The sequence below is a fragment of the Modestobacter sp. VKM Ac-2984 genome, from assembly GCF_026967985.1.
Classification (GTDB): domain Bacteria; phylum Actinomycetota; class Actinomycetes; order Mycobacteriales; family Geodermatophilaceae; genus Modestobacter.
In genome coordinates, this window is the sequence record NZ_JAPVBJ010000002.1 from 149,228 (window position 1) to 174,414 (window position 25,187).

At 76.1% G+C, this 25,187-nt stretch carries 24 protein-coding genes, 1 tRNA gene and 1 pseudogene; 12 read left to right on the forward strand and 14 right to left on the reverse strand.

What is annotated here, in order from left to right:
- The first annotated feature begins 63 nt into the window (after positions 1-63).
- Together O2W16_RS04630 and O2W16_RS04635 are read left to right on the forward strand one after the other, a co-directional pair.
- Positions 64-939 carry a hypothetical protein gene (locus O2W16_RS04630; RefSeq protein ID WP_269157638.1) on the forward strand — a complete coding sequence of 292 codons (876 nt, stop codon included), beginning with the start codon at positions 64-66 and terminating at the stop codon, positions 937-939.
- Positions 936-1,262: a hypothetical protein gene (locus O2W16_RS04635; RefSeq protein ID WP_269157639.1), complete on the forward strand. Its 327-nt coding sequence runs from the start codon at positions 936-938 to the stop codon at positions 1,260-1,262. Before O2W16_RS04630 ends, O2W16_RS04635 begins: the two co-directional genes overlap by 4 nt.
- Positions 1,263-1,271: 9 nt before the next feature.
- Here the strand turns inward: O2W16_RS04635 and O2W16_RS04640 are convergent, their stop codons facing one another.
- The 3 genes from O2W16_RS04640 to O2W16_RS04650 form a co-directional block, all read right to left on the reverse strand.
- A complete protein-coding gene (locus O2W16_RS04640) occupies positions 1,272-3,086 on the reverse strand; it encodes a SpoIIE family protein phosphatase (protein WP_269157640.1) in 1,815 nt (604 codons plus the stop codon).
- A 230-nt stretch (positions 3,087-3,316) separates the two neighbouring features.
- Positions 3,317-5,095, reverse strand: coding sequence for a protein kinase domain-containing protein (locus tag O2W16_RS04645; protein WP_269157641.1), 1,779 nt, complete (start codon positions 5,093-5,095; stop codon positions 3,317-3,319).
- Between the two features lie 146 nt (positions 5,096-5,241).
- Positions 5,242-6,345, reverse strand: a complete 1,104-nt coding sequence (locus O2W16_RS04650; protein ID WP_269157642.1) for a glycerate kinase — start codon at positions 6,343-6,345, stop codon at positions 5,242-5,244.
- A gap of 188 nt (positions 6,346-6,533) precedes the next feature.
- Between O2W16_RS04650 and O2W16_RS04655 the strand changes: the two genes are divergently transcribed.
- From O2W16_RS04655 to O2W16_RS04665, 3 genes are all read left to right on the forward strand, one after another.
- Positions 6,534-6,932: a hypothetical protein gene (locus O2W16_RS04655; RefSeq protein WP_269157643.1), complete on the forward strand. Its 399-nt coding sequence runs from the start codon at positions 6,534-6,536 to the stop codon at positions 6,930-6,932.
- Positions 6,933-7,272: 340 nt separating this feature from the next.
- Entirely contained in the window at positions 7,273-8,166 is an 894-nt protein-coding gene (locus tag O2W16_RS04660; protein ID WP_269157644.1) for a 3-hydroxyacyl-CoA dehydrogenase family protein, read from the forward strand.
- Positions 8,167-8,176: 10 nt separating this feature from the next.
- Complete coding sequence (locus O2W16_RS04665) at positions 8,177-8,977, forward strand: enoyl-CoA hydratase-related protein (RefSeq protein ID WP_269157645.1); 801 nt, start codon at positions 8,177-8,179, stop codon at positions 8,975-8,977.
- 20 nt (positions 8,978-8,997) lie between these two features.
- On the opposite strand, the gene O2W16_RS04670 is transcribed toward O2W16_RS04665, so the two are convergent.
- Positions 8,998-9,213, reverse strand: coding sequence for a hypothetical protein (locus O2W16_RS04670; RefSeq protein ID WP_269157646.1), 216 nt, complete (start codon positions 9,211-9,213; stop codon positions 8,998-9,000).
- Positions 9,214-9,358: 145 nt separating this feature from the next.
- Between O2W16_RS04670 and O2W16_RS04675 the strand changes: the two genes are divergently transcribed.
- Complete coding sequence (locus O2W16_RS04675; protein ID WP_269157647.1) at positions 9,359-9,997, forward strand: MBL fold metallo-hydrolase; 639 nt, start codon at positions 9,359-9,361, stop codon at positions 9,995-9,997.
- Here the strand turns inward: O2W16_RS04675 and O2W16_RS04680 are convergent.
- Positions 9,958-11,823 carry an EAL domain-containing protein gene (locus O2W16_RS04680; RefSeq protein WP_269157648.1) on the reverse strand — a complete coding sequence of 622 codons (1,866 nt, stop codon included), beginning with the start codon at positions 11,821-11,823 and terminating at the stop codon, positions 9,958-9,960. The two genes, O2W16_RS04675 and O2W16_RS04680, sit on opposite strands and share 40 nt — an antisense overlap.
- 106 nt (positions 11,824-11,929) lie before the next feature.
- Here O2W16_RS04680 and O2W16_RS04685 point away from each other — a divergent pair, with 106 nt between their 5' ends.
- Positions 11,930-13,048: a GAF domain-containing protein gene (locus tag O2W16_RS04685; RefSeq protein ID WP_269157649.1), complete on the forward strand. Its 1,119-nt coding sequence runs from the start codon at positions 11,930-11,932 to the stop codon at positions 13,046-13,048.
- Between the two features lie 16 nt (positions 13,049-13,064).
- On the opposite strand, the gene O2W16_RS04690 is transcribed toward O2W16_RS04685, so the two are convergent.
- On the reverse strand, positions 13,065-13,805 hold the full coding sequence (locus O2W16_RS04690) for a GntR family transcriptional regulator (RefSeq protein WP_269157650.1): 741 nt from the start codon (positions 13,803-13,805) through the stop codon (positions 13,065-13,067).
- Positions 13,806-13,890: 85 nt separating this feature from the next.
- On the opposite strand from O2W16_RS04690, the gene O2W16_RS04695 reads away from it, so the two are divergent.
- Entirely contained in the window at positions 13,891-14,919 is a 1,029-nt protein-coding gene (locus O2W16_RS04695; RefSeq protein ID WP_269157651.1) for an ATP-dependent 6-phosphofructokinase, read from the forward strand.
- Positions 14,920-15,056: 137 nt separating this feature from the next.
- Here the strand turns inward: O2W16_RS04695 and O2W16_RS04700 are convergent, their stop codons facing one another.
- Together O2W16_RS04700 and O2W16_RS04705 are read right to left on the reverse strand one after the other, a co-directional pair.
- Positions 15,057-16,391, reverse strand: coding sequence for a metallophosphoesterase (locus O2W16_RS04700; RefSeq protein ID WP_269157652.1), 1,335 nt, complete (start codon positions 16,389-16,391; stop codon positions 15,057-15,059).
- A 37-nt stretch (positions 16,392-16,428) separates the two neighbouring features.
- Complete coding sequence (locus O2W16_RS04705) at positions 16,429-18,000, reverse strand: CYTH and CHAD domain-containing protein (RefSeq protein ID WP_269157653.1); 1,572 nt, start codon at positions 17,998-18,000, stop codon at positions 16,429-16,431.
- Between the two features lie 129 nt (positions 18,001-18,129).
- Here O2W16_RS04705 and O2W16_RS04710 point away from each other — a divergent pair, with 129 nt between their 5' ends.
- A complete protein-coding gene (locus O2W16_RS04710; RefSeq protein ID WP_269157654.1) occupies positions 18,130-19,104 on the forward strand; it encodes an endonuclease/exonuclease/phosphatase family protein in 975 nt (324 codons plus the stop codon).
- A 176-nt stretch (positions 19,105-19,280) separates the two neighbouring features.
- Here the strand turns inward: O2W16_RS04710 and O2W16_RS04715 are convergent, their stop codons facing one another.
- The 3 genes from O2W16_RS04715 to O2W16_RS04725 are packed head-to-tail and all read right to left on the reverse strand — an operon-like array spanning position 19,281 to position 21,176.
- Positions 19,281-19,496, reverse strand: coding sequence for an RNA-binding S4 domain-containing protein (locus O2W16_RS04715; RefSeq protein ID WP_269157655.1), 216 nt, complete (start codon positions 19,494-19,496; stop codon positions 19,281-19,283).
- A 19-nt stretch (positions 19,497-19,515) separates the two neighbouring features.
- Positions 19,516-20,244: an MOSC domain-containing protein gene (locus tag O2W16_RS04720; protein ID WP_269157656.1), complete on the reverse strand. Its 729-nt coding sequence runs from the start codon at positions 20,242-20,244 to the stop codon at positions 19,516-19,518.
- Positions 20,241-21,176, reverse strand: a complete 936-nt coding sequence (locus O2W16_RS04725; RefSeq protein ID WP_269157657.1) for an aldose epimerase family protein — start codon at positions 21,174-21,176, stop codon at positions 20,241-20,243. Before O2W16_RS04725 ends, O2W16_RS04720 begins: the two co-directional genes overlap by 4 nt.
- 162 nt (positions 21,177-21,338) lie before the next feature.
- Between O2W16_RS04725 and O2W16_RS04730 the strand changes: the two genes are divergently transcribed.
- Together O2W16_RS04730 and O2W16_RS04735 are read left to right on the forward strand one after the other, a co-directional pair.
- Complete coding sequence (locus O2W16_RS04730; protein WP_269157658.1) at positions 21,339-21,854, forward strand: DUF1707 SHOCT-like domain-containing protein; 516 nt, start codon at positions 21,339-21,341, stop codon at positions 21,852-21,854.
- An 85-nt stretch (positions 21,855-21,939) separates the two neighbouring features.
- Positions 21,940-22,317, forward strand: a complete 378-nt coding sequence (locus tag O2W16_RS04735; protein ID WP_269157659.1) for a nuclear transport factor 2 family protein — start codon at positions 21,940-21,942, stop codon at positions 22,315-22,317.
- A gap of 144 nt (positions 22,318-22,461) precedes the next feature.
- On the opposite strand, the pseudogene O2W16_RS04740 reads toward O2W16_RS04735, so the two are convergent.
- From O2W16_RS04740 to O2W16_RS04750, 3 genes and pseudogenes are all read right to left on the reverse strand, one after another.
- Positions 22,462-22,716: pseudogene (locus O2W16_RS04740) on the reverse strand (VOC family protein); the annotation flags it as partial.
- A gap of 120 nt (positions 22,717-22,836) precedes the next feature.
- Complete coding sequence (locus O2W16_RS04745) at positions 22,837-23,718, reverse strand: polysaccharide deacetylase family protein (protein WP_269157660.1); 882 nt, start codon at positions 23,716-23,718, stop codon at positions 22,837-22,839.
- A gap of 330 nt (positions 23,719-24,048) precedes the next feature.
- Positions 24,049-24,134, reverse strand: a tRNA-Leu gene (locus O2W16_RS04750).
- A gap of 224 nt (positions 24,135-24,358) precedes the next feature.
- On the opposite strand from O2W16_RS04750, the gene O2W16_RS04755 reads away from it, so the two are divergent.
- Positions 24,359-25,156, forward strand: coding sequence for an FhaA domain-containing protein (locus O2W16_RS04755; protein WP_269157661.1), 798 nt, complete (start codon positions 24,359-24,361; stop codon positions 25,154-25,156).
- The last annotated feature ends 31 nt before the right edge of the window (positions 25,157-25,187 follow it).

The window sequence follows — 25,187 nt, forward strand, 5'->3', positions numbered from 1 at the left end:
TCCGCCGTCCTGCCGGACGGGACCGTGCCGCCAGCGCCTCGGCGCACCCCACGAGGAGGACACGTGAGCCAGCCGCACCCACCGATCCCGGAACCGCAGCCGCAGCCGGGGTCGGCGCCGACCGGCGCCACCCGGGACCCCGCCGACGAGCCGGCCGGGGACCAGCAGGCCGCCACCGGGCGCCCCACCACGGAGCACCCCACCGGGCACACCGTCACCGAGCACCCGGCCACCGAGCCCGCGGTCACCGGCCCGACCGAGGACCCCCGCACCCAGTCGATCCTGCTGCCGCCCAGCCAGCGCCAGACGGCCGAGCCGGAGCAGCCGGCCGCCGGCCCGCAGCCGGACGCCGGGGAGCACGGCAGCCACCCCCCGTACCAGCCGTCCTACGACCCACCGACCGGCGTCCACCGGACCGGCCCGGTCGACGTCGTCCCCGGGTTCACCCCCACGCCGCCGCCGGTCCCGGGGCCGGCCACCACCCCGGGCACCGCGCCCGGCGGCCCGTCCGCGGGGCAGCAGGGCGGCGGCTCCTCGTCGTCCTCGGTCCGCTCCCGGCTGTCCGCCGTCCGCTCGCCGGGCCGTCCCGGCACCGAGCTGGTGGCCCTCGTGCTCGGCGTCCTCGGGATCGCGCTGGTCCAGCTGGGGCTGGCCCTCGACTTCGGCAACCAGTCGCTGTGGGACGTCGTGCCGACCTGGTCGACCTTCGCCACCCTCGCCACCCTCGTCGCGCTCGCCCCCGCGGTCGCCGCGCTGGCCGGCCGGGGCGCATCCGCCCGGACGGCGTGGCGGGTCGGCGCCGGCGGCCTGATCGCGCTCGCCGCCTTCTGGGTGCTGGTCGCCCTCCCGCTGGCCGTCAGCGACCGTGGCTTCTGGCTCACCGCCGCCCTGGCCGCCACGGGCGCCGCGGTGGCCCTGTCCCCCGGCCGCCCCGAGTGACCCCGGGCCGCGGCTGGTTCCTCGGCGCCGCGGCGCTCGCCCTCGCCTCGCTCGGGCTGCCGTGGGCCGGGCAGCTGTCCGGCGCCGGGCACCCGGCGCGGGTCGCCGTCCTCGCCGCCCTTGCCCTGGCCGTGCTGGGGCTGCGCCGTGGGCAGGACCGGTGGCTCACCGCAGCGCTCGCCGCCGCCGGGGTCGGGCTGCTGATCGGGGGGCTCGACGCGTCTCCCGGCCGGGTGGCGCTGGCCGGGGCGGCGGCGTGCCTGGTGCTCGGCTGCCGGGCCGCCGGGCACCGCCTCGTCCCGGCCCGGGGCACGGCGGGCTGAGCGCGGGCGCTACCCGCGCACCCGCACCGCCAGCACCGCGACGTCGTCCTCCACCGGCCCCTCGAGCGCCGCGAGCAGCCGGTCGCACAGCTCCTCCAGCGGGAGGTGCGCCCACCGGGCGAGCTCGTCGGCCAGCCAGCCGATGCCGTCGTCCAGCACCGCACCCCGTCGCTCCACGAGCCCGTCGGTGTAGAGGACGACCGTCGAACCGGGCACCAGCAGCTGGACGTGGTCGCTGCGCAGGAAGGACGGGTCGACGCCCAGCAGCAGGTCCGGCGCGCGCTCCAGCACGGTGACCGTGCCGTCGGGGGCGATCAGCAGCGGTGGCGGGTGCCCCGCGTTGCTCCAGCGCAGCAGCCGGCCGCCGTCCTCGGCCTCCTCGACCGTGGCCAGGACGCCGGTGGCGAGGGTGGCCACCTGGAGGTCCTCCAGCGCCCGGTCCAGCGCGCCGAGCACCGCCCCGGGGGAGTCCCGGCGGCTGTGGGCGACCCCCCGCAGCACGTTGCGGACCTGGGCCATCGCCGCCGCGGCGTACCGGTCGTGCCCGGTGACGTCACCGATCACCAGCGCGAGCCGGCCGTCGCCCAGCAGGAAGGCGTCGTACCAGTCACCGCCCACCTGGGCCAGCGTCGCGGCCGGCAGGTACCGGACGGCGACCTGGAGGTGCTCGGTCTCGGGCGGCTCGGTGAGCAGGCTGCGCTGCAGGGCCTCCGACATGCCCTCGACGACGGCGTGCTGGGCGCGCTCGTCGGCCCGGGCCCGGATCCGCTCGAGCGCCTGCGCCGACTGACCGGCCAGCGCGAGCAGGAGCTCGACGTCGCCCTGGTCCAGCACCGTCGGCCGCGTCCAGCCGACGCTCAGCGACCCGATCCGGCGGGAGCCGCTCTCCAGCGGCACCGCCGCCCAGGCCTGGACCCCGGTCTCCGCGGCCAGCCGGGCCAGCTGTGGGGAGAACTGCTCGGTGGCCGCCTGGTCGGGCAACAGCACCCGCGCCCCGGTGCGGGCTGCGACGCAGCTGGGGTAGGGGGCGTCCAGGGAGAGCACCGTGTCCGGTCCGACCCCGACCGGGGCGATCCCGTCGGTGAGCACCAGCCGCAGGTTGTGCTCCCCGTCGCAGACCCCGATCGTGCCGCCGTGGGCGCCCAGCGCCACCAGGCCGCGCTCGTTCACCACCCGGGCGAGGTCGTCGAGGGTCTCGGCCCGGCCCAGGGCCAGGGCGACGCCGGAGAGGGCGGCCAGCCGGCGGGCCGCGTCGGCCTCGGCCTGCCGGGCGGCGCGCAGCTCGGCGCCGCGGGCGAACAGGTCGCTCTCCACCTCCAGCACCCGGCGGTGCCACCGCCGCCCCCGGCCGCTGGGGTGGTCGGACATCGCCTGCTGACGCACGTAGTCGGTGATGTCCTCCGCGCGCTGGAGCAGGTGCCGGCAGCGCCCGGTGTCGTCCAGCACAGGGACGCTGATCAAGCTCCAGAAGTGCTTGGTGAAGCCGCCGGACCCGTCCGGGATGTCGAACTCCTGGACCGGCAGGGTGTGCGGACGGCAGGTGTCCCGGGCCCGCTCGAGCGATGCGCGGATGCGGCTGGCGCCGTCGCTGGCGGTCGCATCGGGGTTGCCGGGGAAGGCCTCGAAGACCGGCCGCCCGATCAGCTCGTCGCGGGTCCGGCCGGTCGTGGCGAGGTAGGCCGGGTTCGCGTCGGCGATGACCAGCCCCGGCGTGAGCACCAGGTAGGGGGTGGGCATCGCGGCGAACAGCGCTGAGTGGTCGGGCGGCACCGGGTGGTCGGGCGGCACCGGGTGGTCGGGCGGCACCGGGTGGTCGGGCGGCACCGGGTGGTCCGGCAGTGCCGGGTGGTCCGGCAGTGCCGGGTGGTCCGGCAGTGCCGGGCGACCGCCGCCCGCGCCGGATCCGCCGGCTGGCCCCTCGGTGCCGGCCGGGTGGTCTGGCCCGTTCGCCCGCGCGCCCACGACCCCTCACGTCCCCCACGGCCACCGCCTCGTCGGACCGGGCCTGTGGTCGGGAACATACCGGCGGAGGACCCGCCGGGGGGCCGCTCGGCTCAGTTCCTGTCGGGGCCGTTCCCGTTGCCGTTGCCGGGGCCGTTCCCGTTGCTGTTGCCGGGGCCGTTCCCGTTGCCCAGGCCGGCGGGGAGGGTGGGCCTCCCGGTGCCGGGGGAGCCCGGCGTGTCATCGGTGGCGTCCTCGTCGGAGCCGTCGTCCTCAGCAGCTCCGTCGTCTGCACCGGTGCCGGCGCCGCCGTCCTCGTCGTTGCCGCCGTCCTCGTCGTTGCCGTCGTCCTCACCGGTGCCGTCGCCAGCATCGGCGCCGTCCTCGGTCGGCTCCTCCTCCTGGGTCGGCTCGGCCTCGATCGGCCCGTCCTCGTCGCGCCCACCCGTCGGCGACCCGCTGGGCGTCGGGGCCACCGTCGGGGTCGGTGACGGGGTGGGCGTGGGGGTCGGGACGGGAGCCGGCTGCTGGACCACGGCGTCGACCGGCCCCCGGCTCGGGCGGACCGGCGCCGGGGTGTCACTGGGGGCGACCGCGTAGCTGACCAGCACCGTCTCGCCCGCCCGGAGCTCGGTCGCCAGCGGCGCCACGTCGACGACCGTGCCGGGATCGGCGGAGTCGGTCTCCGTCGGCTGGGCCTCGACGACCAGGTCGAGGGCCTCCAGCTGCGCGCGGACGGCGTCGACCGGGCGGCCCAGGTAGTCCTCGGCGTCCAGGACCACGGTCGCCGGGGAGGCCACGACCTCCCCGGGGACCTCGACCGCGGCGGCGATCGGGGTGGTCCTGGTCGGGGCGAGGGCCTGCAGCACGACGGCGGCCAGGCCGGCCCCGACCAGCAGCGCGACGAGGGGGACCAGCAGCCGGCCGACGCCGGTCCGCGGGGCGGGACGGCGGGTGGCGGGCTCATCGGCCGACGACGCACCGGCCAGCGCGGCGGCGTCCGGCAGCAGCCAGAAGCTCTGGGTGTCGGTGCGCTGGACCGCGGGCAGCTCGCGCCCGGCGAGCACCTCGTCGATCGCCGCGACGACGGCCTCACCGTCGGGGTAGCGCTGGGCGGGGTCCTTGACGACAGCGCACTCGACCAGCCGCCGCACGCCCTGGGGGAGCTCCGCCGGGAGCGGGTCCGGCTGGTCGCGGAGGTGGCGCAGCGCGATGGTCACCGAGTTGTCGCCGTCGAAGGCGCGCCGGCCGGTCAGGCACTCGTAGCCGACCATGCCGAGGGCGTAGACGTCGCTGGCCGGGGTGGCGTGCGCGCCCGCGGCCTGCTCCGGGGAGAGGTAGGACGCCGTGCCGACCACCTGGCCGGTCTGGGTGAGCGGGACGCTCCCGGCCGACCAGGCGATGCCGAAGTCGGTGATCTTGATCGTGCCGTCCCAGCGGACCAGCACGTTGCCCGGCTTGACGTCCCGGTGGACCACGCCGGCGTCGTGTGCGGCGGCCAGCGCGGAGGCGGCCTGCCGGAGCACGTCCAGCGTGCGGTCCGGCGACAGGCTCCCCTCCCGGGCCAGCACGGTCGACAGCGACTGGCCCTCGACCAGCTCCATGACCAGGTAGGCCAGGTGCTCGCCCGACCCGTCGGCCGTCGGCTCCTCGCCGTAGTCGTAGACGGCGGCGATGTTCGGGTGGCTCAGCGCAGCGGCGTGGTGCGCCTCGGCCCGGAAACGTGCGAGGAACAGCTCGTCGCCGGTGTACTCACTGCGCAGCACCTTGACCGCGACGGCCCGGCCGAGCAGCTGGTCGTGCGCGCGCCAGACCTGGCCCATGCCACCGGAGGCCAGCAGGGTCGCCAACTCGTAGCGGTTCCCGAGGCTCTTCCTCGCGGGCTCCACCACCGTGCGCCGTCCCCTCGTCCTGCCTCGTCGTCGGATGCGACCCCCAGCCGGCCGGCGCTGGCGGCTGGACGCACCGCCGGGATGGGTGCCCCGTATCGGTGTTCGTACACCTGCCCGTGACCGGATTCTCGGTCATCGCCGCAACGTCAGGTCGAGACGGACTGTTCCCGTGCGAGGTGCTCCCCTGCCGTCGCCAGCCAGTGCGCCGGTTCGGCCATGGCGGCCGCCACCGAACCGGCCAGTTCGGTGAGCGAGACCGCACGGGACACCGGCAGCCCCTCCGCCGCCGCGACCCGGCCGGCGACCACTGCGACCGGCACCTGTGCGCCCGCCGCCCGGTCGACCAGGTCGCCCACCACCTTGCCCCGCAGTGACTGGGCGTCGAACTGCCCCTCGCCGGTCACCACCAGGGCTGCGCCCCGCAGGGCATCGTCCAGGCCGGCGGCGGCGGCCACCGCCTGCGCGCCGCTGACGGACTCCGCCCCCCAGCAGACCGCGAAGCCGTAGGCGGTGCCGCCGGCCGCGCCCGCCCCCGGCGCCTCCCGGTCACCACCGAGCAGGTCGGCCAGCCGGGCCAGTCCCGCGTCCAGCTCGGTCACCTGCCCGGGGTCTGCGCCCTTCTGCGGCCCGAACTGGCCGGCGGCGCCCAGCGGCCCCAGCAGCGGCGCGGTGACGTCGACCAGGCACTGCACGCCGCCGGCCGGCGGCGGGGTCAGCCCGGCCAGGTCGACCCGGGCCAGCCGGGACAGCGCGCCGCCGCCCGGGGGCAGCTCGGCACCGTCGGCGTCCAGGAACCGGGCGCCGAGGGCGGCCAGCGCACCGGTGCCGCCGTCGGTGGTGGCCGAGCCGCCCAGGGTGAGCATCACCCGGTGCACGGCCGGGTCGGCGACGACGGCGGCCAGCAGCTGCCCCAGCCCCCGGGTCGTCGCACCGAGCGGGTCGGGCCGCTCCAACAGCGGCAGTCCGGCGGCCCGGGCCATCTCCACCACCGCCGTCCCGTCCGGGAGGAGCAGCCAGGCGGCGTCCACGGCGCGCCCGTCCGGCCCGGTCACCGGCGCGCTGCGCCAGCAGTCGGCGGGCAGGTCGTGCCCGAGCGCCTCGAGGGTGCCCTCACCACCGTCGGCGAGCGGGACGGTGAGCAGCTCGTCCTCCGGCCGCACCCGGCGCCAGCCCTCGGCCAGCGCCTCGGCGGCCGCCGCCGCGCCGAGCGTGCCCTTGAAGGAGTCGGGCGCGATCACCACCCGGGTCACCCTCGGTCACCGTCGTCATCGCAGGAGCACATGACGGGCAGCCTCGCCGGTGCCGGGGTCGGGCGGCAAGCCGGGTCGGTCGGGGGGCCGGAGAAAAGTGCCGCCGGCACGTTCCGACCGACCCCGACGGTGCCGAGAAGGAGCCCGACGGCCGCTCGCGCAAGCCCACGACCAGGAGTACAGGTCCGATGATCGGTGCCACGTCCACGTCCGCCACCCCGGCCCGGGCCCTGCGGCCGGTCCCGATGCGCGCCGCCGCGCCGGCGCGCTGGCGGCGGAACGCCCTCGCCGCGCTCACCGCCGAGGACCGCGCGCTGCTCGCCGAGGCGACCGGCGTCCAGCTGACCGCGGACGGCGAGCGGGCCGACGGGCGCTCACTCGTGCCGGCGCTGGCCACCACCGTCGCCCGGGACCGCCTGACCGGGCAGCTGCCGGCCGGCCGGCCGATCACCCGCACCTACCTTGAGCAGACGTGGGCGGCGCTGCCCCTGGGACACGCGTCGGCGGGGACGATCCGCGACATCACCGCGCTCCTGGACGTGCTGGCCCGGCACGGCGTGCAGCAGTCACTCGCCTGCCCCGCCTGACGGCACGCCGGACCGGCCACCGGTCGCCAGCCCCGCGGCAGCCCACGCCGGGGAGCCCCGGGTCGGCCGCTCGCGGACGGCTCCCGACCGACCTGCCCTCTGGCCGCTCGTGCCCTGGTGCACCAGCGCGGCCAGAGCACGAGCGCCGACAGGAACACCGTGGGCCGCCGCCCCGGACGCCGGGTCGGCCATCGGGTCGGCCGGCTCGGCGACATCGCCGGTCCATGCGCAGCTACCGGTGGGACGACCCCGGGCGCCCCGGCGCCGTCCGGGCAGCAGAATGGGCCGCGCCCGGACCGCCGCCAGCAGAGGAGCTGTCGATGCACCCCCAGGACACCCCGTGACGAGCAGCGACCGGACCGGCGAGGGGACCAGCACCGCCCTGCCCGACCAGGTCGGGGTGATCGGCGGTGGCCGGATGGGCGCCGGGATCGCCCAGGCGTTCCTGGCCGCCGGCGCACGGGTCGAGGTGGTCGAGGCCGGGGACGAGGCCGCCGAGGCCGCCCGCGACCGCGTGTCGGCCGGGCTCGAGGAGGCCGCCCGGCGCGGCAAGCTCACCGGCGAGGTCGCCGAGGCCCTCGGCCGGCTCACCCTGGTCGACTCCCCCACCCAGCTGACGCCCGACGCCGGCCTGGTCGTGGAGGCGGTGCCCGAGCGGGCGGACCTCAAGGTCGCCGTGCTGACCGCCGCGGAGTCCGTGCTGGGGCCCGACGCCGTCCTGGCGACCAACACGTCGTCCCTCTCGGTCACCGAGCTGGCCGCCGCGCTGCAGCGCCCGGCGCGCTTCCTGGGCCTGCACTTCTTCAACCCGGTGCCGGCCTCGAAGCTGGTCGAGGTGGTCGTCGCCCCGGAGACCGGTGCCGACGTCGTGGCGGCCGCGCGCGACTGGGTGCGCACCCTGGGCAAGACCGACGTGGTGGTCCGGGACTCCCCCGGCTTCGCGTCGTCCCGGCTGGGCGTGCTGCTCGGGCTGGAGGCGATCCGGATGCTGGAGGAGGGCGTCGCCGACGCCGAGGCGATCGACGCCGCGATGGAACTGGGCTACCGGCACCCGATGGGCCCGCTGCGCTCGACCGACCTCGTCGGTCTGGACGTGCGACTGGCGATCGCCGAGTACCTCGCCGGCACCCTGGGCGAGCGCTTCACCCCACCGCAGCTGCTGCGTGACAAGGTGGCCGCCGGCGAGCTCGGCCGCAAGACCGGCCGCGGCTTCCACGACTACGCAGAGGACTGAGAGGACGACGATGTCCACACCCGGCTCCGAGCCCACCGTCACCCGTGTCGATGCCGACGGCGTCGCCACCCTGACCCTGCAGCGGCCGGCGCTGTCCCACCGGCTGCGCACCGAGCTGCTCGCCCACGTGCGGGAGGTGGCCGCCGACGAGTCGGTGCGCGCGGTGCTGCTCACCGGCAGCGGCCGGGCCTTCTGCGTCGGCCAGGACCTCGCCGAGCACGTCGAGGAGCTGCGCACCGAGCGCCCGGACGCACAGCCGTCGCTGTCGGTGGTCGAGGCCGAGTACAACCCGCTGATGCTGGCGCTGGCCGGCCTGCGGGTGCCCCTCGTGGTGGGGGTCAACGGTGCCTGTGCCGGCGCGGGGCTGGGGATCGCGCTCGCCGGTGACCTGCGGGTCGCGGCCGCCGGCGCGAAGTTCACCACCGCGTTCGCCGGCATCGGGCTCTCCAGCGACTCGGCGCTGGCGTCGCGGCTGGTGCACTGCGTCGGCGGGTCACGCGCCACGGAGCTGCTGCTGCTGCCCGAGCCGTTCCTCGCCGAGACCGCCGCCGAGTGGGGGCTGGTGCACCGCGTCGTCCCGGCCGCGGACGTGCTCGCCGAGGCGACCGCGCTCGCCACCCGGCTCGCCGCCGGACCGACGCGGGCCTACCGGGCGATCAAGACGGTGCTGGCGACGGCGGCCACCGACGGCCTGGCGGACACCCTGGCGCTGGAGGCGAGCCTGCAGACCGACCTGGGGGCGACCGCCGACCACCGCGAGGCCGTCGAGGCGTTCCTCGGCAAGCGACCGGCGGTCTTCACCGGCCGGTGACGGGTTCCACGTGGAACCCGTCAGCTGGCGGCGGCGCAGGCGGGGCAGACGGCGGTGCCACGCACCGGCCAGTGCTCCTCGGTGCTGACCCGGGCCAGGGTGCCGCAGACGGTCAGCTCGCAGGCGCCGTCGAGGTCGGCCGGGGCCCGGTGCACCTCCACGGCGTGCCACAGCGCGGCGGTGGGCCCGTGTGCACGGCTACGGGCGGCGGCGAACGTGAGCGTCTGCGTGGTCACCCCTGGTTCGTCGGCACCACCCGCCCGCCGGCGCAGGGGCTCCGTCGCCGGCTCACCCCATCGGGTCACCCCGCCCGCTGCGGACGTGTGGCGACGGCCGTGGCACCGTGCCCAGCGACGTCCCACCGCCTGCGAGGAGGCCCCGGTGCAGCTCACCAAGCACGGACACGCCTGTGTCGTCCTGTCCGACGGCGACCGACGGCTGGTCGTCGACCCGGGAGCGTTCACCGCCGACGACGCCTGGCACGGCGCGTCGGCCCTGCTGGTCACCCACCAGCACCCCGACCACTTCCTGCCCGAGAGGGTCCGCGCCGCACTCGACGCCGACCCGGCGCTGGAGGTGTGGACGAACTCCGCGGTGGCCGAGCACCTGGCGGGCGCGGGACCGCGGGTCCACGTGGTCGGTGCCGGTGACGCCGTCACCGCGGCCGGCTTCGAGGTCACCGTGCACGGGGAGTGGCACGCCGTCATCCACCCGGACCTCCCGCGGGTGCGCAACGTCGGGTTCCTCGTCGAGGGCCGGGTCTTCCACCCCGGCGATGCCCTGACCGTGCCCGAGGTGGCCGTCCCGACCCTGCTGCTGCCGGCGCACGCCCCGTGGTCCAAGACCGCCGAGCTGATCGACTACCTGCGCGAGGTGCGTGCCGATCGGGCACTCGCCGTGCACGACGGCCTGCTCAACGACACCGGCCTGGGTCTGGTCGCCGGCCTGCTCGGTGAGCGCGGCCCCGGCCAGCCGGTCCCCTACACCCGCCTGGCCCCCGGGGAGTCCCTCGAGGTGTGAGGTGTCGTGCCCGGCGGCGCGGTGACCCCCGGGTCCAGTTCGGCGATCCGGGCCGCGTAGCTCCGCACCCGGTCCCGCTCGGTGCGGAGCGCGCGCTCGGTCTCCACCTGGTCGGTGACGTCGGCCTGGATGCCGATGTACTGGACGACGGCGCCGGACTCGTCGGTCACCGGGGTGAGCGTGCACCGGTTCCACCAGGTGCTCCCGTCGGCCCGCCGGTTGAGCAGCACCTCCCGGCACTCGGCACCGGCCGCGATCGCCGCGCGGATGCGGCCCACGGCGGCGGCGTCGGTGTCCGGGTGCTGCAGGAAGCGGCAGTTGCGGCCCAGCAGTTCGGCGGCGGGCTGCCCGGCCAGCCGCTCGAACGCCGGGTTGACGTAGACCAGCGGCTGGTCGGGGAGCCGCAGGTCGACGACGGTGACGCCGGTGCCGACCGCGGCCAGCGCCCGGTGCAGGAGCGCCTCCCCCGGGTCGCCGGCCGGCCGACCGGCCAGGGGCGGGACCGGGCCCGCGGGCACCGGCGGCACCCCGCCGTCCGTCGCCGACGCACGCTGCGCGGTGCTCGGCGCGACCCGGGAGAGCAGTGCCTGGGCGGCCCGGACGACGGTGTCGCGCTCGTAGGTGAGCGCGAAGACGAAGCGGCGCTCCATGTCCGGCCCGTCGTCCCCCAGGTCGCGGGCCAGCAGCGCGGCGCTGAAGTGCGGGCTGAGCACCACGATGTCCCACTCGCCGCGGACCGGGTCACCGGGCGCCAGGTCCGCGCCGCGGAGGCCGGGCATCGGCTCCACCGGCAGGTCCTCACCGAGGACGGCGACGAACCCGACCCGCTCGACCAGGTCCCGGTAGCGGAGCCGGGTCGCCGGCGTGAGGTGCCGCGCCTCCTGGAACGTCGCGACGACCACGCACGTCTTCCCCAGGCGCATGGCCTGCCGCTCCAGCTGCTTGCTGAGCTCGATCAGCAGCGCCTTGGGCGCCTCCCGGACCGGTGCGCGCGCCGGCAGGCAGGCGAACGGGGAGACCAGCTCGCCCCGCGGGTCGGTGGGCTGGACGACGGGCAGCCGGAGCGTGCCGGGTCGCGTCCCCGGAGCGACCCCCGGCCCCGGACGCCCGAACAGCCAGCCCTGCCCCAGGGTCGCGCCCAGTGCCCGGGCCATGGTCAGGTGCGTGCCGTTCTCGATGCCCTCGGCCAGCACCAGCGCCCCGGTCGACTCGGCGTAGGCGTTGACCGCGTTCATGATCTCGGCGATCGCCGGGCCCGGGCGCTCCTGCACCAGGCGCAGGTCGAGCTTGACGACGTCGGGGCGCAGCAACGGCATGAAGGCCAGCGAGAGGGAGTCGGCGCCGACGTCGTCCAGGGCGATCGCCCAGCCGAACTCACGCACCCGGGCGATGGTGCGCAGCAGTTCTGCGGGGCGGGCGGCCAGCGCACGCTCGGTGATCTCCAGGACCACCTGCAGCTCCGCGGGCACCGGCTCGCCGGTGTCGAAGAGCGCGGCCACCGCGGTGTCGTCCAGCACCTCGGGCTCGACGTTGACGAAGACGGTCGAGGGGGCCAGCAGGCCGTGCGTCACGGCGCCGCGCAGGGCGGCGGCCCGGCAGGCCTGGTCGAGCTCGCTGAGACAGCCCTCGGCGCGCGCGGCGGCGAACAGCTCGTCCGGTGCACACCACGGGCCCTCCGGGCCGCGGGCGAGCGCCTCGTAGGCGACCACCCGCCCGCTGTCCAGCTCGACGATCGGCTGGAAGACGCTGGTCACCGCCCGGTCCGCGATCACCGCCCGGACACCGGTCGTCCACTGCTCCCGGAACTGCTCCACGTCGTCCCCCATCGGAGCCGGGCATCGACCCATGGAGTCTGACAGCATCGTCGTGCTCCCGAGGGGTGAGCACCCCGGTGGCCGTCGCCGGGCAGGCCGCAGACGAACAGGGGGCACGGTGACCGCTGCGTACGAACTGCCGACCTGGTCCCTCCTGCCGGCCCGGCCCGACGCCGCCTTCGACCGGCTCGCCCAGACGGTGGCCGAGGAGCTGGACGCCCCCCGGGCACTGGTCGTCCTGGTCTCCAAGGCCGGGCAGGTCTTCCCCGGGGCCTTCGGGCTGCCCGAGCCGTGGGCCAGCCGCCGCTCGATGCCGATGAGCCACTCGATCAGCAAGTGGGTGGCCACCAGCGGCAGCCCGCTGGCGCTGCGCGACGCCCGGGAGGACCCCGAGTTCGCCTCCGGCCCCTCGGTCCAGGACCTCCACGCCGTCGCCTACGCCGGGACGCCGCTGTGGGGCGTGCACGGGCAGCCCATCGGCGTGCTGTGTGCCATCGACACCCGCCCCCGCGACTGGACCGGCGACGAGCTCGCCACGCTGCACCGGATGGCCGACGAGAGCTCGCGGCAGCTCCGGTTCCGGGCGATCGAGCTGGCCGAGCAGGAGGCGCACGCCGTCGCCGTCCGGGACGACAGCGCCGCCCAGAGCGCTGCCGAGGCGGCGCGGGCCGCGTTCGTGCTGGCCGAGGCCGACGCCGACCGCGCCCGCGTGGTCGCCCGGCTCAGCACCGCCCTGCTGTCGGCGGAGACGCTCCCCGATCTGCTGCACACGGTGGACCGGCTGGTCCGGTCCCCGCTGGGCGCCACCACCGTGCTGCTCGGCGTGGCCGAGGTGGGGTGTCCGGAACTGCAGGTCTGGTCGGCGACGGCCGGATCGCGGAGCGGCCCCGTCGCGCGCCTCGGGGTGGACGACGCGCACCCGCTGGCGGCGGCGATGCGCGAACGGCAACTGGTGGCGATCGCCACCCCGGGGGAGGTCCGAGCCCTGCCGGGGCTGCGGGAGCTGCCCGGTGCCGGTCCGGTCCTCGCCGTCCACCTGCCGCTCGGTCAGCACCACTCCGATGCCGCCCTGCTGGTCAGCTGGCGGCAGCCCCGGCAGCTGGACGCGCCGGTGCGGGCCGTCGTCACCGACCTGGCCCGGCCGGTCGGCCACGCCCTGGACCGGGTGCTGCTGCGCGAGCAGCGACTGCGGCTGGCGGAGCTGCCGCTCGGGCCGTCCGGGCCCGACCGACGCTGATCCTGGCCCGCCGGGCTCAGCGACCGCCGACGGAGACCTCGAACTCGACCTGGCTGACGTCGGGGCGCAGCCGGCTGAACGAGTGCACCAGCGGGTGACCCGACGTGTCCCGGACGGTGGTGCGCACGACGAGCAGCGGCGAGCCGGCGGTCACCTGCAGCACGTCGGCCTCGTCGGCGGCCGCCGTCCCGACGTCGACGACGAGCCGGGCGTGCGCCAGGTCGGCGGAGTACTCCCGGCGCAGGAACTCGTAGAGCGAGCCGTGGCTGAAGTCCTCGGTGGCCGCCTTGGGGTAGCGGGCGGCGGGCAGGAAGCTGCGGACGACGTGGTTCGGCAGCCCGTCGACGCTGCGCAGCCGGACCAGCTCGACGACGTCGTCGGCGGTGGCCACCGCCAGTTCGGCGGCGATCGGCGGGGCGGCCGGGACGACCCGCTGGGTCAGCACCGAGGTGCCCACCTGGGCGCCTTGCTCGGTCATCACCGAGTGGAAGCCGGCGATCCGGTGCACGAAGCTCTCGCGGTACTCGTGCCGGATCCCCGGCCGGCTGACGAACGTGCCCCGGCCCTGCTCGCGGATCAGGTGCCCGTCGGCGACCAGTCCGTCGACCGCCCGGCGCAGCGTGATCCGGCTGACGCCGTACTCGGCGCACAGCACCGGCTCGGGAGGGAGGAGGGTGTGTTCAGGCAGCGCGGAGGCGCGTCGCCGCAACGCCTCGCGCACGGCGAGGTACTTGGGCCCCGCCTCCGAACTCGCCACGCCCAGAAAGGTACTGCACCATGAGACGTCTAGACGTCATGACGTACGGTTCACCCGCCCGACCCCCTCGTCCGGAGGAGAGCACGTGCGCATCGGAGTCCTGACCGGCGGCGGAGACTGCCCTGGTCTCAACGCCGTCCTACGAGCGGTGGTCCGCACCGCCGAGAAGCAGTACGGCAGCGACGTGGTCGGTTTCCGCAACGGCTGGCGTGGCCTGCTCGACGACGACGCGATGCCGCTGGACCGGCCCATGGTCCACAACCTGCTGACCCGCGGCGGCACGATCCTCGGCTCGGCCCGGGTGGCGCCGGAGAAGCTGCACGCCGGGCTGGGCCGGATGCGCGAGGTGCTCGACGCCCACGGGGTCGACGTGCTGGTGCCCATCGGCGGCGAGGGCACGCTCACCGCCGCGGCCTGGCTGTCCTCCGAGGGCGTGCCGGTGGTCGGCGTCCCGAAGACGATCGACAACGACATCGACGGCACCGACCTGACGTTCGGCTTCGACACGGCGGTCAGCATCGCCACCGAGATGATCGACCGGCTGCACACCACCGCCGAGTCCCACCAGCGGGTGCTGCTGGTCGAGGTGATGGGCCGGCACGCCGGCTGGATCGCGCTGAACTCCGGGATGGCCGCGGGCGCGCACCTGGTGATCACCCCCGAGCAGCCCTTCGACATCGAGGAGGTCTGCGAGATGGTCACCGCCCGGTTCGAGCGGGGCCACCGGCACGTCATCGGGGTGATCAGCGAGGGCGCCACCCCCAAGCCGGGCACCATGCCGCTGCGCGACGGCGGGCTCGACGAGTTCGGCCACCGGCGGTTCACCGGGGTCGCCCAGCAGCTGGGCGAGGAGCTGGAACGGCGCACCGGCAAGGAGGTGCGGACGACGGTGCTCGGCCACGTGCAGCGCGGCGGCACCCCGACCTCGTTCGACCGGGTGCTGGCCACCCGCTTCGGGCTGCACGCCACGATCGCCGCCCACGAGGGGCACGTCGGGCAGATGGTCGCCCTGCAGGGCACCGAGATCGGGCTGGTCCCGCTGGCCGACGCCGTGGCGCGGCTCAAGACCGTGCCACCGTCCCGCCTCGGCGAGACCACCGCCTTCACCGGCTGACCCGCCGCCGGCGGCCGGTGGGCCGGCACACCGGGCCACCGGGCCGCTGTGCACGCTCTCCGTGCGCTCTGCTCGTGCTGCAGCACGAGCATCGTGTGCGAAGAGCGTGCAGAGCGGTCGACCCGGCGGGCCGGGGGTCAGCGGCGCGGCGGGGTGGGCTCGCCGGGCTGCAGCTCGATCACCGTCACCTCCGGGCGGGCCCCCACCCGCATCGGCGGCCCCCAGTAGCCGGCCCCCGACGTCACGTACAGCTGGGTGCCCCCCTGCTGCGACCAGCCCTCGACCACCGGCTGGTCCAGCAGGACGGCGTAGTCGAAGGGCCACAGCTGACCGCCGTGGGTGTGCCCGGACAGCTGCAGGTCCACCCCCGCGGCCCGCGCCTGTTCCACCTGCACCGGCTGGTGCGCCATCAGGACCACGGGGACGGCGTCGTCCCGGCCGTCCAGCGCGGCGTCCAGGTCGGCACCGTGCCCGGGCAGCCCGGAGGCGGCCGCCGTCCGGTCGTCGATGCCGGCCAGGTCGAACGTCGCGCCGCCGCGGCCGATCGAGACCCGCTCGTTGCGGAGCACGTCGACCCCGAGCGTGGACAGGTGCCGCAGCCACTGCCCGGTGTCGACGAAGTACTCGTGGTTGCCGGTCACGAAGTAGACGCCCTGGTCGCTGACCAGGTCGGCCAGTGGGGCGGCGTCCTCGCGCAGCTCGCTCACCTCGCCGTCGACCAGGTCACCGACGATCGCCACCACGTCGGGGCGCTGGGCGTTGACGGTCTCCACCAGCCGTTCGAACCGCCGCCCGCCGTAGGTGCTGGACAGGTGCCCGTCGGAGAAGGTGACGATCCGCAGCCCCGCCAGCGCCGGGTCCAGCCGCGGGATCCGGATCGGCACCCGGCGGACGACGGGCGTCGTGTTGGCCAGGACGACACCGGTGCCGGCCGTCCCGATCGCGACCGCGCCCGCCCCGACGGCCAGCGTGCGGGCCAGGAACAGCCGGCGGGAGGGATCGACGACACCGCGGTCAGCGCGGACCGCCCCGCCCACCGGTGCCGTGCCCGGCTCGGGAGGCGCCGGGTCGAGCCTGCGTGCCCCGTCCGGCGCCAGCACCGTGCTCGGTGCGGACCGGACGACAGCCGGCTCCGGCTCGGGCACGGGGTCCGGCCGGCGACGACGCTGGACCAGCCGGGCGAGCAGCCGGATCGGCTCGGTCGCCAGCGTGGCGAGGAACAGGTAGAAGGCCAGGCCGAGCCAGGTGTAGCCGACCCAGTCCAGCGCCGAGCCGCCGACCGGCAGCTGGCCGCGCAGCAACACGACGAGCACCGGCAGCACGGCGAGCACGACCAGGAGCACCGTGAGCCGGCGCCGGACGCTCCCCGGCCGGGTGGTGCTGCGCACCAGCCGCCACCAGAGGTAGCCGTGCAGCAGGGACACGGCGAGCAGCACGGTCAGGCCGAAGCCGAGCAGGCCGATCAGGGACACCGGCGCGCTCCTGGAGGTCGAGGTGGAGCCCCCGACGCTACGTCGACCGGCTCTTCAGCACCGAGCGCAACTCCGGCCAGCGCAGCCAGAAGTCCCGCTCCGCCTGCTGGCAGCGCGCCTCCTCCAGGGCGTGCAGGCGACCCCAGGTGAAGGTGTTCTCCCCGGCCGCGGACGCCGCCCGGCCGAGCTGCAGGCACAGCGGGCGGGTGATGAAGGTGTCCTGCCGGTCGCCGAGGACCTCCTGGACGCTCTTCAGCGCCGACACCAGCTCGACCACCGGTGCGCCCAGCACCGGCACCGCCGCCTCGGCGGTGTACCGCAGGCGCTTGGCGGCCTTGCGCACGTCGTGCAGGGCCTCGGCGTCGTCGCTGTCCTGGGCCGCCTCGACGCTGCGCCGCAGCCGGCGGCCGGTACGGGCGACGACCTCGCGGAGCACCTCCTCCGCCGGCCGGGCGGCGGCCTCGGTGAGCGGTGGCTCCTCGACCAGCGCGTCGAGGTCGTCGCGCAGCTGCAGGTAGGCGGGTGCGTTGAGCGCCTTGCGCGCCTGGGCGTCGCCGGCCTGCTCGTCCCGGACCGCCTCCTGCTGCAGCCGGGCGACCACCGGGCCGAGCACCAGCTCGGCCGGCTCGGCGTCGACCAGCTCGCGCAGGTGGGCGACCGCCACCTCGCCGTCCCGGCTGGGGGACAGCGCCGACCCGACCTGGGCCAGCTCCTCGCGCAGCGGGTCGGTCTGCGTGCGGTCGAGCACCGGGCGGAAGGCGGCGAGCGTGCTGCGCAGCCGGCGGCAGGCCACCCGCACCTGGTGCACGCCGTCGGGCTGCCCGGTGCGGACCATCAGGTCGGCGTCCTGGAGGGCCCTGACCTGAGCGGCCAGCGCGGCACGGACGACCTCACCGGCCGGCGTGCCCGGCGCGTGCCGGTGCTTCTTCTTCTTGCCCTTCTTGGTCTTCCCGGCCTGCGCCGGAGCCGGGACCGGCGGCGCTGCGGCGTCGGCCAGCCGGTGGGCCAGCACGCGGGTCAGCTTGGCCGGGGACGAGCCCGGCTGGGCGCCCGCGGCCACGAGCAGCCCGGCGACGTCGGCGAGCAGCTGCTCGTCGCCGTCGACCAGCTCCACCTCCACCTCACGCCAGGTGGTGACGACGGAGGCCTCGCCGGGAGCGGCCGGCAGCGCGGTGCCGGTCACGTGGTCGTCGGCGACCTCGGCGAGCACGCGTCCGTCGTCGGCGACGAGCTCGCTGACCACCCGGCGGGTGCGCAGGGACGCCACCTGGGCCGCCGGTGCGCGGCGGACGATGCCCAGCACCGGCTCCAGCACCGCCTTGGGCGGGGTCTTGGTCGCCCGGCCGAGGGGCGAGTGCAGTTCCCGGCGGGCGCCGGCGGCGGCCGGGAGCTTCACGTGCCAGCCGGCGTCCGGACCGCCGGTGCGGCGCCGCATCGTCACCCGCGCGCGGGCCAGCCGGAGGTCGGCGGTGTCGTAGTAGGCGGCCTCCAACGCGTGCTCGACCGGCTCGCGGACCTCGACCACGCCCGGCGCACCGCCGAGGTCGGGCAGCTCGAACGCCTCGTCGACGTCGAACTTCCGCTCGATCTCCACATGCTCGACAGCCACCAGCGTCACTCCTCCTCCGCCGGGCCACCCTCTGTTGGGCGCCCCGCTGTGAGCTCTCCGTCCTACCCCACGCAGGTGGACGGCGCACCCGCTGATGATCATCGCACCGTGGTGGGCACCATGGACGCCGTGTCCCGCCGACCCCCGACCCACCGCCGCTGGACCGCCATCGTGTTCGCCGTCCCGTGGGCCGCGGCGGCCGTGCTCCGGTCGACCGGCACCGAGCGGGGCTTCCCGCTGGTGCCCGCGCTGGCCTTCACGCCCTACATCGCGGCCACCAGTGCGCTCCCGCTGGCCGCTGCGCTGGTGTCCCGGTCACGCGGTGCCGCCGTGCTGGCGACTGCCTCGGCCGCGGTGCTGACGGCCGCCATGCGCCGGCCGACCGCGCCCGCCACCCCTGCGCCGCCGCCCAGGGGGCCACGGCTGCGCGTCGTCTCGGCGAACATGCTGCACGGCCGGGCCGACCCGGCCGCCCTGGTGGCCCTCGCGGCCGACCGGGACGCCGACGTGCTGGCGCTGATGGAGGTCACCCCGGAGGCGGTGTCCGGGCTGCTGGCTGCTGGGGTCGCCGACCTGCTGCCCGCCGGTCACGTGGTGCCCGCCGGGGAGGGCCAGCCCGCCGGCGCCGGCGGGGCGCTGTGGACCCGGCTGGAGATCCGCGGGCGCACGGTGGTCCCGGGCCGGTTCGGCCAGCCGGCGGCCCTGCTGACAGTGCCCGGCGCGCCCGACGTGGAGCTGACGGCGGTGCACACGCACCCGCCGACCAGCTCCCCCGCCCAGGTGGCCAGCTGGGTCGAGGACCTCCGGCTGCTGCCCGACCCGGAGCCCGGCGTGCTGCGGGTGCTGGCCGGTGACTTCAACGCCACGCCCGACCACGCCGCCTTCCGGCGGCTGCTGGGCCGGGGCTGGGTGGACGCCGCGGCGGCGACGGGCCACGCCCGGCGGGCCACCTGGTGGCCGATGCGGGTGCCGCACCCGCGGCTCACCCTGGACCACGTCCTGGTCGACCCGCGGATCGCGGTGGAGGGTCTGCAGGTGGTGCACGTGCCCGGGACGGACCACCGGGCACTCGTCGCCGACCTGCGGCTCCCGGCGGCCGGCTGACCGGAGCGGGGAGGGGGTGTCCCGGGCGGCGGGTTCCGCGGCACCGCCGCCCGGGCAGTGCATGTCATGCCCCCAGCCCGGCGGCGTGCACGCGAGTTGTGTGACATCTGCGTTAACTCGTCCCACCGCCCGCGCGGGGTGACACCACGCGCACGGTCACGCACAGGATCGGTAGGTCAGCCGATGCGCACGTCGTCCTGCCCCGCCACCGAGACGACGTCCCCGCGGTGCAGCTGGCGGCCGCGGCGCTCCTCCGGCTCACCGTTGACCTGGACCTCCCCGGCGAGCAGCACGTCCTTCACCTGGGCGCCGGTGGGGACGGCGTCGACCAGCTTGAGCAGCTGACCCAGCCGGATGGTGTCCTCGCCGGAGCGGAGTTCGATGGTGCGCACGACGCTGATCCTCCCCGCCTCACGCCGGGGTCAACACGTCGCCCACCGAGACCTCGCCGGGGAGGGCCACCAGCGCCCCCACCGCGAGGGCACCCCCGCGGTCGCGGTGGATCGTCTTCAGGACGGCGGTGTCCCGTCCGACGCCGCCGGACTGCGGCCGGGTGGTCATCACGCACCGGGGCACCCGGCGGACGACGTCCAGCTCGGCGCCGCCCACCCGCACCCGCCGGCCCACCAGCGCGTCCTCCCCCGCACCGGCCAGCACCAGGTTGGCCCGGAACCGGCGGCGGTCCCAGCCGCCCAGGGTGCCGGCGGACACCAGCGTCACCCGAGCATCGGCGTTGTCGTGGAAGGCGCCGTCCGCCCCGGAGAACGGGTTCCACCGGCCGGTGTCCTCATGCTCGGCGTCGGCCGGGTTCTCGTACCGCCGGGCACCCGCAACCGCCGCCGCCGGGCGCAGGCCGACCCGGCGCCCAGCCCAGTCGGAGAGGACGTCGTCCTCGGCGGTCACCGTGCCGTCGGGCAGCACCACCTCGGCGCCGCCGTCGGCACGCAGCCGACCGGCCGCGAACAGCAGCTCGGGCACCCGGCGGGCAGTCAGCCCGAACTCCGTGGTCAGGTCGAACAGCGCCCAGCCGCGGTCGCCGGTGATCCCCTCCGGGCCGATCTCCGCCCGGGCCAGCCGCTCGCCCTGCAGCGACTTCACCGGGAACCGCCAGACCTCGGTGACCCGGAGGTCACCGCTCACGCCGGGGTCCAGCCCACGGTCCAGGTGCCCGACCAGGTTCCTCCCGGCGCGAGGACGAGCACGTCCACCCCGTCGGCCAGCGCGTTCGCCGGGCAGGTCATCGGCTCCACGGCCACGCTGCGCCGCCGCTGGTCCGCGGGCAGGGTGTCGCCGGTGTAGACCTGCAGCCAGGTCCAGGCCGGGTCGACGGCCACCTCGAGCGCACCGGCGGGCCCGCTGAGCCGGGTGCGCGCCCAGCCGTCGTCGTCCCGGACCAGGTCGGTCACGGCGGTGTCGATGGCCTGGTCACCGATCCGGCCGACCGCGCCGTCGTAGGGCCGCCGCTCCCCGGTGGGCAGGCCGCCCTCCAGCACCAGGGCGGTGCGGGCCGGCACGGTCAGCTCGGCCGCGGCCACGTCGCCCGGGGCCGGCGCCCCGACCGAGAAGTAGGGGTGCATGCCCGCCCCGAACGGTGCGTCCTCGTCCCCGGCGTTGCGCACCCGCACGGTCACGGTGAGCCGGTCGGCCGTCAGCGTGTGGTCGACCGCGACGGCCAGCCGGAAGGGGTACCCGGTGCGCGGCTCGATCGTCGTCCCCACCGTGACGGCGTCCGCCCGCTGGGCCAGCACCTGCCAGGGCTGGGCGGTGACCAGCCCGTGCACCGCGTTCGGGGTGGACTCGCTGACCACGTCGAGCTGCAGCTCCCGGCCGCGCCAGGACCAGCGCCCGCCGCGGAGCCGGTTGGGCCAGGGCAGCAGGACACCGCCGCGCCGGCCGGCCGGGACGGTGCCCGACGCGTAGCCGTCCAGCACGTGCCAGTCGCCGACCACCAGCTCGCGCAGAGCGCCGCCGCGCAGGTCCACGGCCAGCCGGGCGGGACCGGCGGCCACCTCGACGTCCCGCGGTTCGGTGGCCGGCCAGGGGCGGTCGGTGGACGAGGGGGCGAGCGACATGCGGTCCTCCCAGAGAGACGGTTCCCGGACAGCTCACCACAGCACCGGTGTACCCGTTCCACGTGGAACCACCGGCTCCGGCGAGGGTCGTGACAGACGTCAGTGGCCTCGGCGGGCCGTGCGGCGACAGACTGGACACGCACCGACGACGAGGAGCCCCCGATGCCCGAGCCCCACCTGCGTGCCGCCGATGCCGACCGGGCCGCGGTCGCCGAGGTCCTCGGCCGGCACATGTCCGCCGGCCGGCTCACCGTCGCGGAGTACGACGACCGGCTCGCCCGGGCCTACACGGCACGGACCTACGGCGAGCTGGCCGAGCTGACCACGGACCTGCCCGCCGCCGAGCCGGCGGGTGGCCGGACCGCCGAGGCCCCTGCCGTCGCCGGTCCACCGACCGGCCCGGCTGGCGGCGGCCCCTGGGCGGTCCACGGCTGGTACGGGAGCTTCGGCTCCTGGGCCGGCGGGTCGAGCATGCGGGCGGCCTGGGCGAGCTGGCTGAGCACCGCGGTCATCGTGGTCGGCATCTGGTTGATCACCTCGCTGACCACCGACGGCTGGATCTACCCGTGGCCGATCTGGGTGATCGGGCCGTGGGGGCTCGTCCTGATCGCCCAGACGATCGGGGGACAGCGTCGGGCCGACCGGCAGCAGCAGCTCCCACACCGCGCCGGGGACTGAGCCGGGCGCGTCCGGGGTCAGCCGACGCACGGGCGGGTAGGCGACCGGGACCGAGCCCAGGACCCCGGAGGACCCGATGCACACCATGACCGACCGATTCGCCGACGCGCTGCACCGCCTGGACGCCGACCGCGACACCGGCCCGCTCGTCGAGCTCGCCGGCGACGACACCCAGCTGGTCAAGCTCGACGAGCAGCACGAGACACAGGGCCGGGAGGGTGCACGGACGTTCTGGACCGACTACCGCGACGTCTTCGACGAGATCGAGACGACGTTCACGCACACCGTGGTCGGTGAGTCCAGCGCGGCACTCGAGTGGACCTCCACCGGCACGCTGCGCAGCGGGAAGCCGTTCACCTACCGCGGCGTCACCGTGATCGAGGGCGACGAGGAGCAGCTGACCGGTGTCCGCACGTACTACGACTCGGCCGCCTTCCTGCAGGGCCGCAGCGGCACGGCCTGACCGGGAGGGATCAGCTGTCGAGGCAGAGGCAGAACGGGTGCCCGGCCGGGTCCAGCAGCACCCGCACCCCGGTACGCGGCTGCACCGCCGCAGGGTCGCGCCGAGGGCCAGCGCGTCGGTGACCGCGGCGTCCAGGTCGCCGACCCGGAAGTCCAGGTGCGCCATCGGCCGCTGCTCCCCGTCCACCGGCGGCCAGACCGGCGCCCGGTACCCCTCGGCCTGCTGGAAGACCAGGTAGGAGGAGCCACCGGGGACGGCGAGCACCACCGTGCCCGGTTCCTCGTGCCCCACCGGCCAGCCGAGCAGCGCGGAGCAGAAGCCGGCCAGGGCCCCGGGATCGGGCGCCTCCACGGCGACGCCCCACCACATCCCGCCGCTCCGTGATCGCACGGCGCCCATCCTGCGGGCGCACCGCCCCGCAGGGAAGCCCACCCGCAGAACGCAGCAGGGGCCGCCCGACGGGCGGCCCCTGCTGGTCGTTCTGGTGGGCAACCGCGGCGTCCGGCGCCGGCCGCCCGATCAGCTCAGCATGGTCGCGCGCATCGCGGCGCGGATGACGGCGAACAGACGCTGCCACCTGGCGCTGAAGCCGTCGGCGATCGAGCCGGGGCCGACGGCGGTGGGGTCCTCCGGGAAGAGCTGACCGGCAGGATCGGTGAAGAGATGGCCGGCGGCGGCGTAGAAGGAGACGATCCGGGCGACGGCCGCCACGGTGTTCTCCCGGTGAGCGCCCGGTTCGCCGCTGTCGTGCATCAGGACGATCGGGTGCATGAGGGCCGGTGTCGTGGCCCCCCGGACGATGCGCTCCTGGAAGGGCGGGCTGTAGCTCGACGGCGACTCCCAGTCGCGCGGGTCGTGCGACCAGTCGGCGATGGTCATGCCGCGGTCCCAGGCCAGTTGCTGCACCGACGCGCCGCGGTGGATGCCGTAGGGGGCTCGGAAGAAGCACGGACGGACGCCGGTCACTGCCTCGATGGCCTGCCAGCCGCGGTCGATCTCGGCCGCCTGCTCGGCCCGGGACAACCCGCCGAGGTCCGGGTGCGAGTAGGTGTGGTTGCCGATCGCATGACCCTCCGCGACGATGCGCCGGGCCAGCTCCGGATGGGCCTCGACCTGGCTGCCGACCAGGAAGAAGGTCGCCTTCACCCCGTGCGCGCGGAGGGTGTCCAGCAGCTGCGGCGTCCACCGGGGGTCGGGGCCGTCGTCGAACGTCAGGGCGACGGTGCGGGGGTGGACCGGCGGGGTCTGGTCCAGGACCGTCCGGACGGGCGGCGGGCAGTCGTGGGCGGCGCGCGCGGCCGGCGCGCTCACGACCCCGTGCAGGACGCCGGTCGCGGCGAGGACGGCGGCCATCGCCAGCCGGGTGGCGCGCCCACACCTCCGGATCCGCCGCGCCCTCACGCGCCCTCCTCCCCCTGCAGCCGTCGCCCGGGCGAGGATCACAGACGATGCCGCCGTGATCAAGGCGCGCCCGGCCGTGTCCGGCGGCTGCCGAGCGACCGCCCGCGACGCGGCGGACGCGCCCGGTCGCTGCGCGCGAGCAGCCCTGGTGCACCGGTCGGCCTGCTGGAAGACCAGGTAGCTGGAAGACCAGGTAGGAGGAGCCGCCGGGGACGGCGAGCAGCGCGGAGCGGAAGCCGGCCAAGGCCCACAGCGGGCGCACCGCTCCGCAGGGGAGCCCCCCGGGAACGCAGCAGGGGCCGCCCGACGGGCGGCCCCTGCTGGTCGTTCTGGTGGGCAAGGGGGGAGTTGAACCCCCACGTCCTCTCGGACACACGGACCTGAACCGTGCGCGTCTGCCATTCCGCCACTTGCCCTGGCGAGGAAGAACATTAGCAGCCCCCTTCGAGGCGGTTCTCGCAGGCCCCCGTTCGGCACGGCGCCGTCCCACGGCGGGCGGTGCGCTGGTACAACGGTGTGCCGACGCGGCACGGACGACATCGTCCGGGGCGTCCTGCGCTGCGCGACGTCCCGGCGACCCTCCCCCGGTTACGATCAGCGCTCAGGCAGTGGGAGGTCGACCGAGCGCAAGGGAGCGACTGTGGGTGTGCTGCAGCGCTTCGAGCGACGCCTCGAGGGCATGGTCGGGCTGGCCTTCGCCCGGGTGTTCAAGGGGAAGGTCCACCCCGCCGAGATCGCCCACGCCCTGCAACGTGAGGCCGACGAGCAACGGTCGGTGCTCAGCGGTGACCGGGTGCTCGCTCCGAACGTCTACGTGGTGATGCTCGGCCCCACCGACCACGAGAACCTGGTCGAGTGGTCCGAGCAGCTGGCCGCCGAGCTCGCCGACATGGTCGCCGAGCACATCGAGCGCGAGGGCTACCAGACCTTCGGTGACATCGAGGTGCGACTGGAGCTCGACGAGGAGCTGCGCACCGGGGTCTTCGAGGTCGCCTCGCACGTCACCGGCGGCGCCCCCAGCCGCTCCTCGGCCGCCCCGCCGCCCCCGCCGTCCGGGCTCCCCCCGCTCCCGCGGCTCCCCGGCGCCGCCATGGGTGCCACCGACACCGGCGCCCAGCCGCCCTCGGCCGTGGGCCGGGCCGGCCAGCGGCTCAGCCACGTCCTGGTCGTCGACGGCCCCGGCACCAAGCACGTGCTCGAGCAGGGCAGCAACGTGCTCGGCCGCGGCACCGAGGCCGACGTCCGGTTGCCCGACACCGGGGTGAGCCGCAAGCACGCCGACGTCCAGCTGGCCGGTGGCACGGTCGTCGTCGAGGACCTCGGTTCCACCAACGGCACCCTGGTCAACGGCCGCCGGGTCAGCCGGCAGGAGCTCGCCGACGGCGACGTCCTCCGGATCGGCCACTCGGTGCTGGTGTACCGGCAGGACGGCGCGTGAGAAGGCTGAGCGCAGGCCCGGGCGGGGCTGA

What these genes read in the sequence shown, in the direction of transcription:
- O2W16_RS04655 (WP_269157643.1), top strand. Translation starts at nt 6,534, where the DNA reads ATGATCGGTGCCACGTCCACGTCCGCCACCCCGGCCCGGGCCCTGCGG.
- O2W16_RS04665 (WP_269157645.1), top strand. Translation starts at nt 8,177, where the DNA reads ATGTCCACACCCGGCTCCGAGCCCACCGTCACCCGTGTCGATGCCGAC.
- O2W16_RS04680 (WP_269157648.1), bottom strand. Translation starts at nt 11,823, where the DNA reads ATGGGGGACGACGTGGAGCAGTTCCGGGAGCAGTGGACGACCGGTGTC.
- O2W16_RS04725 (WP_269157657.1), bottom strand. Translation starts at nt 21,176, where the DNA reads ATGTCGCTCGCCCCCTCGTCCACCGACCGCCCCTGGCCGGCCACCGAA.
- O2W16_RS04730 (WP_269157658.1), top strand. Translation starts at nt 21,339, where the DNA reads ATGCCCGAGCCCCACCTGCGTGCCGCCGATGCCGACCGGGCCGCGGTC.
- O2W16_RS04735 (WP_269157659.1), top strand. Translation starts at nt 21,940, where the DNA reads ATGACCGACCGATTCGCCGACGCGCTGCACCGCCTGGACGCCGACCGC.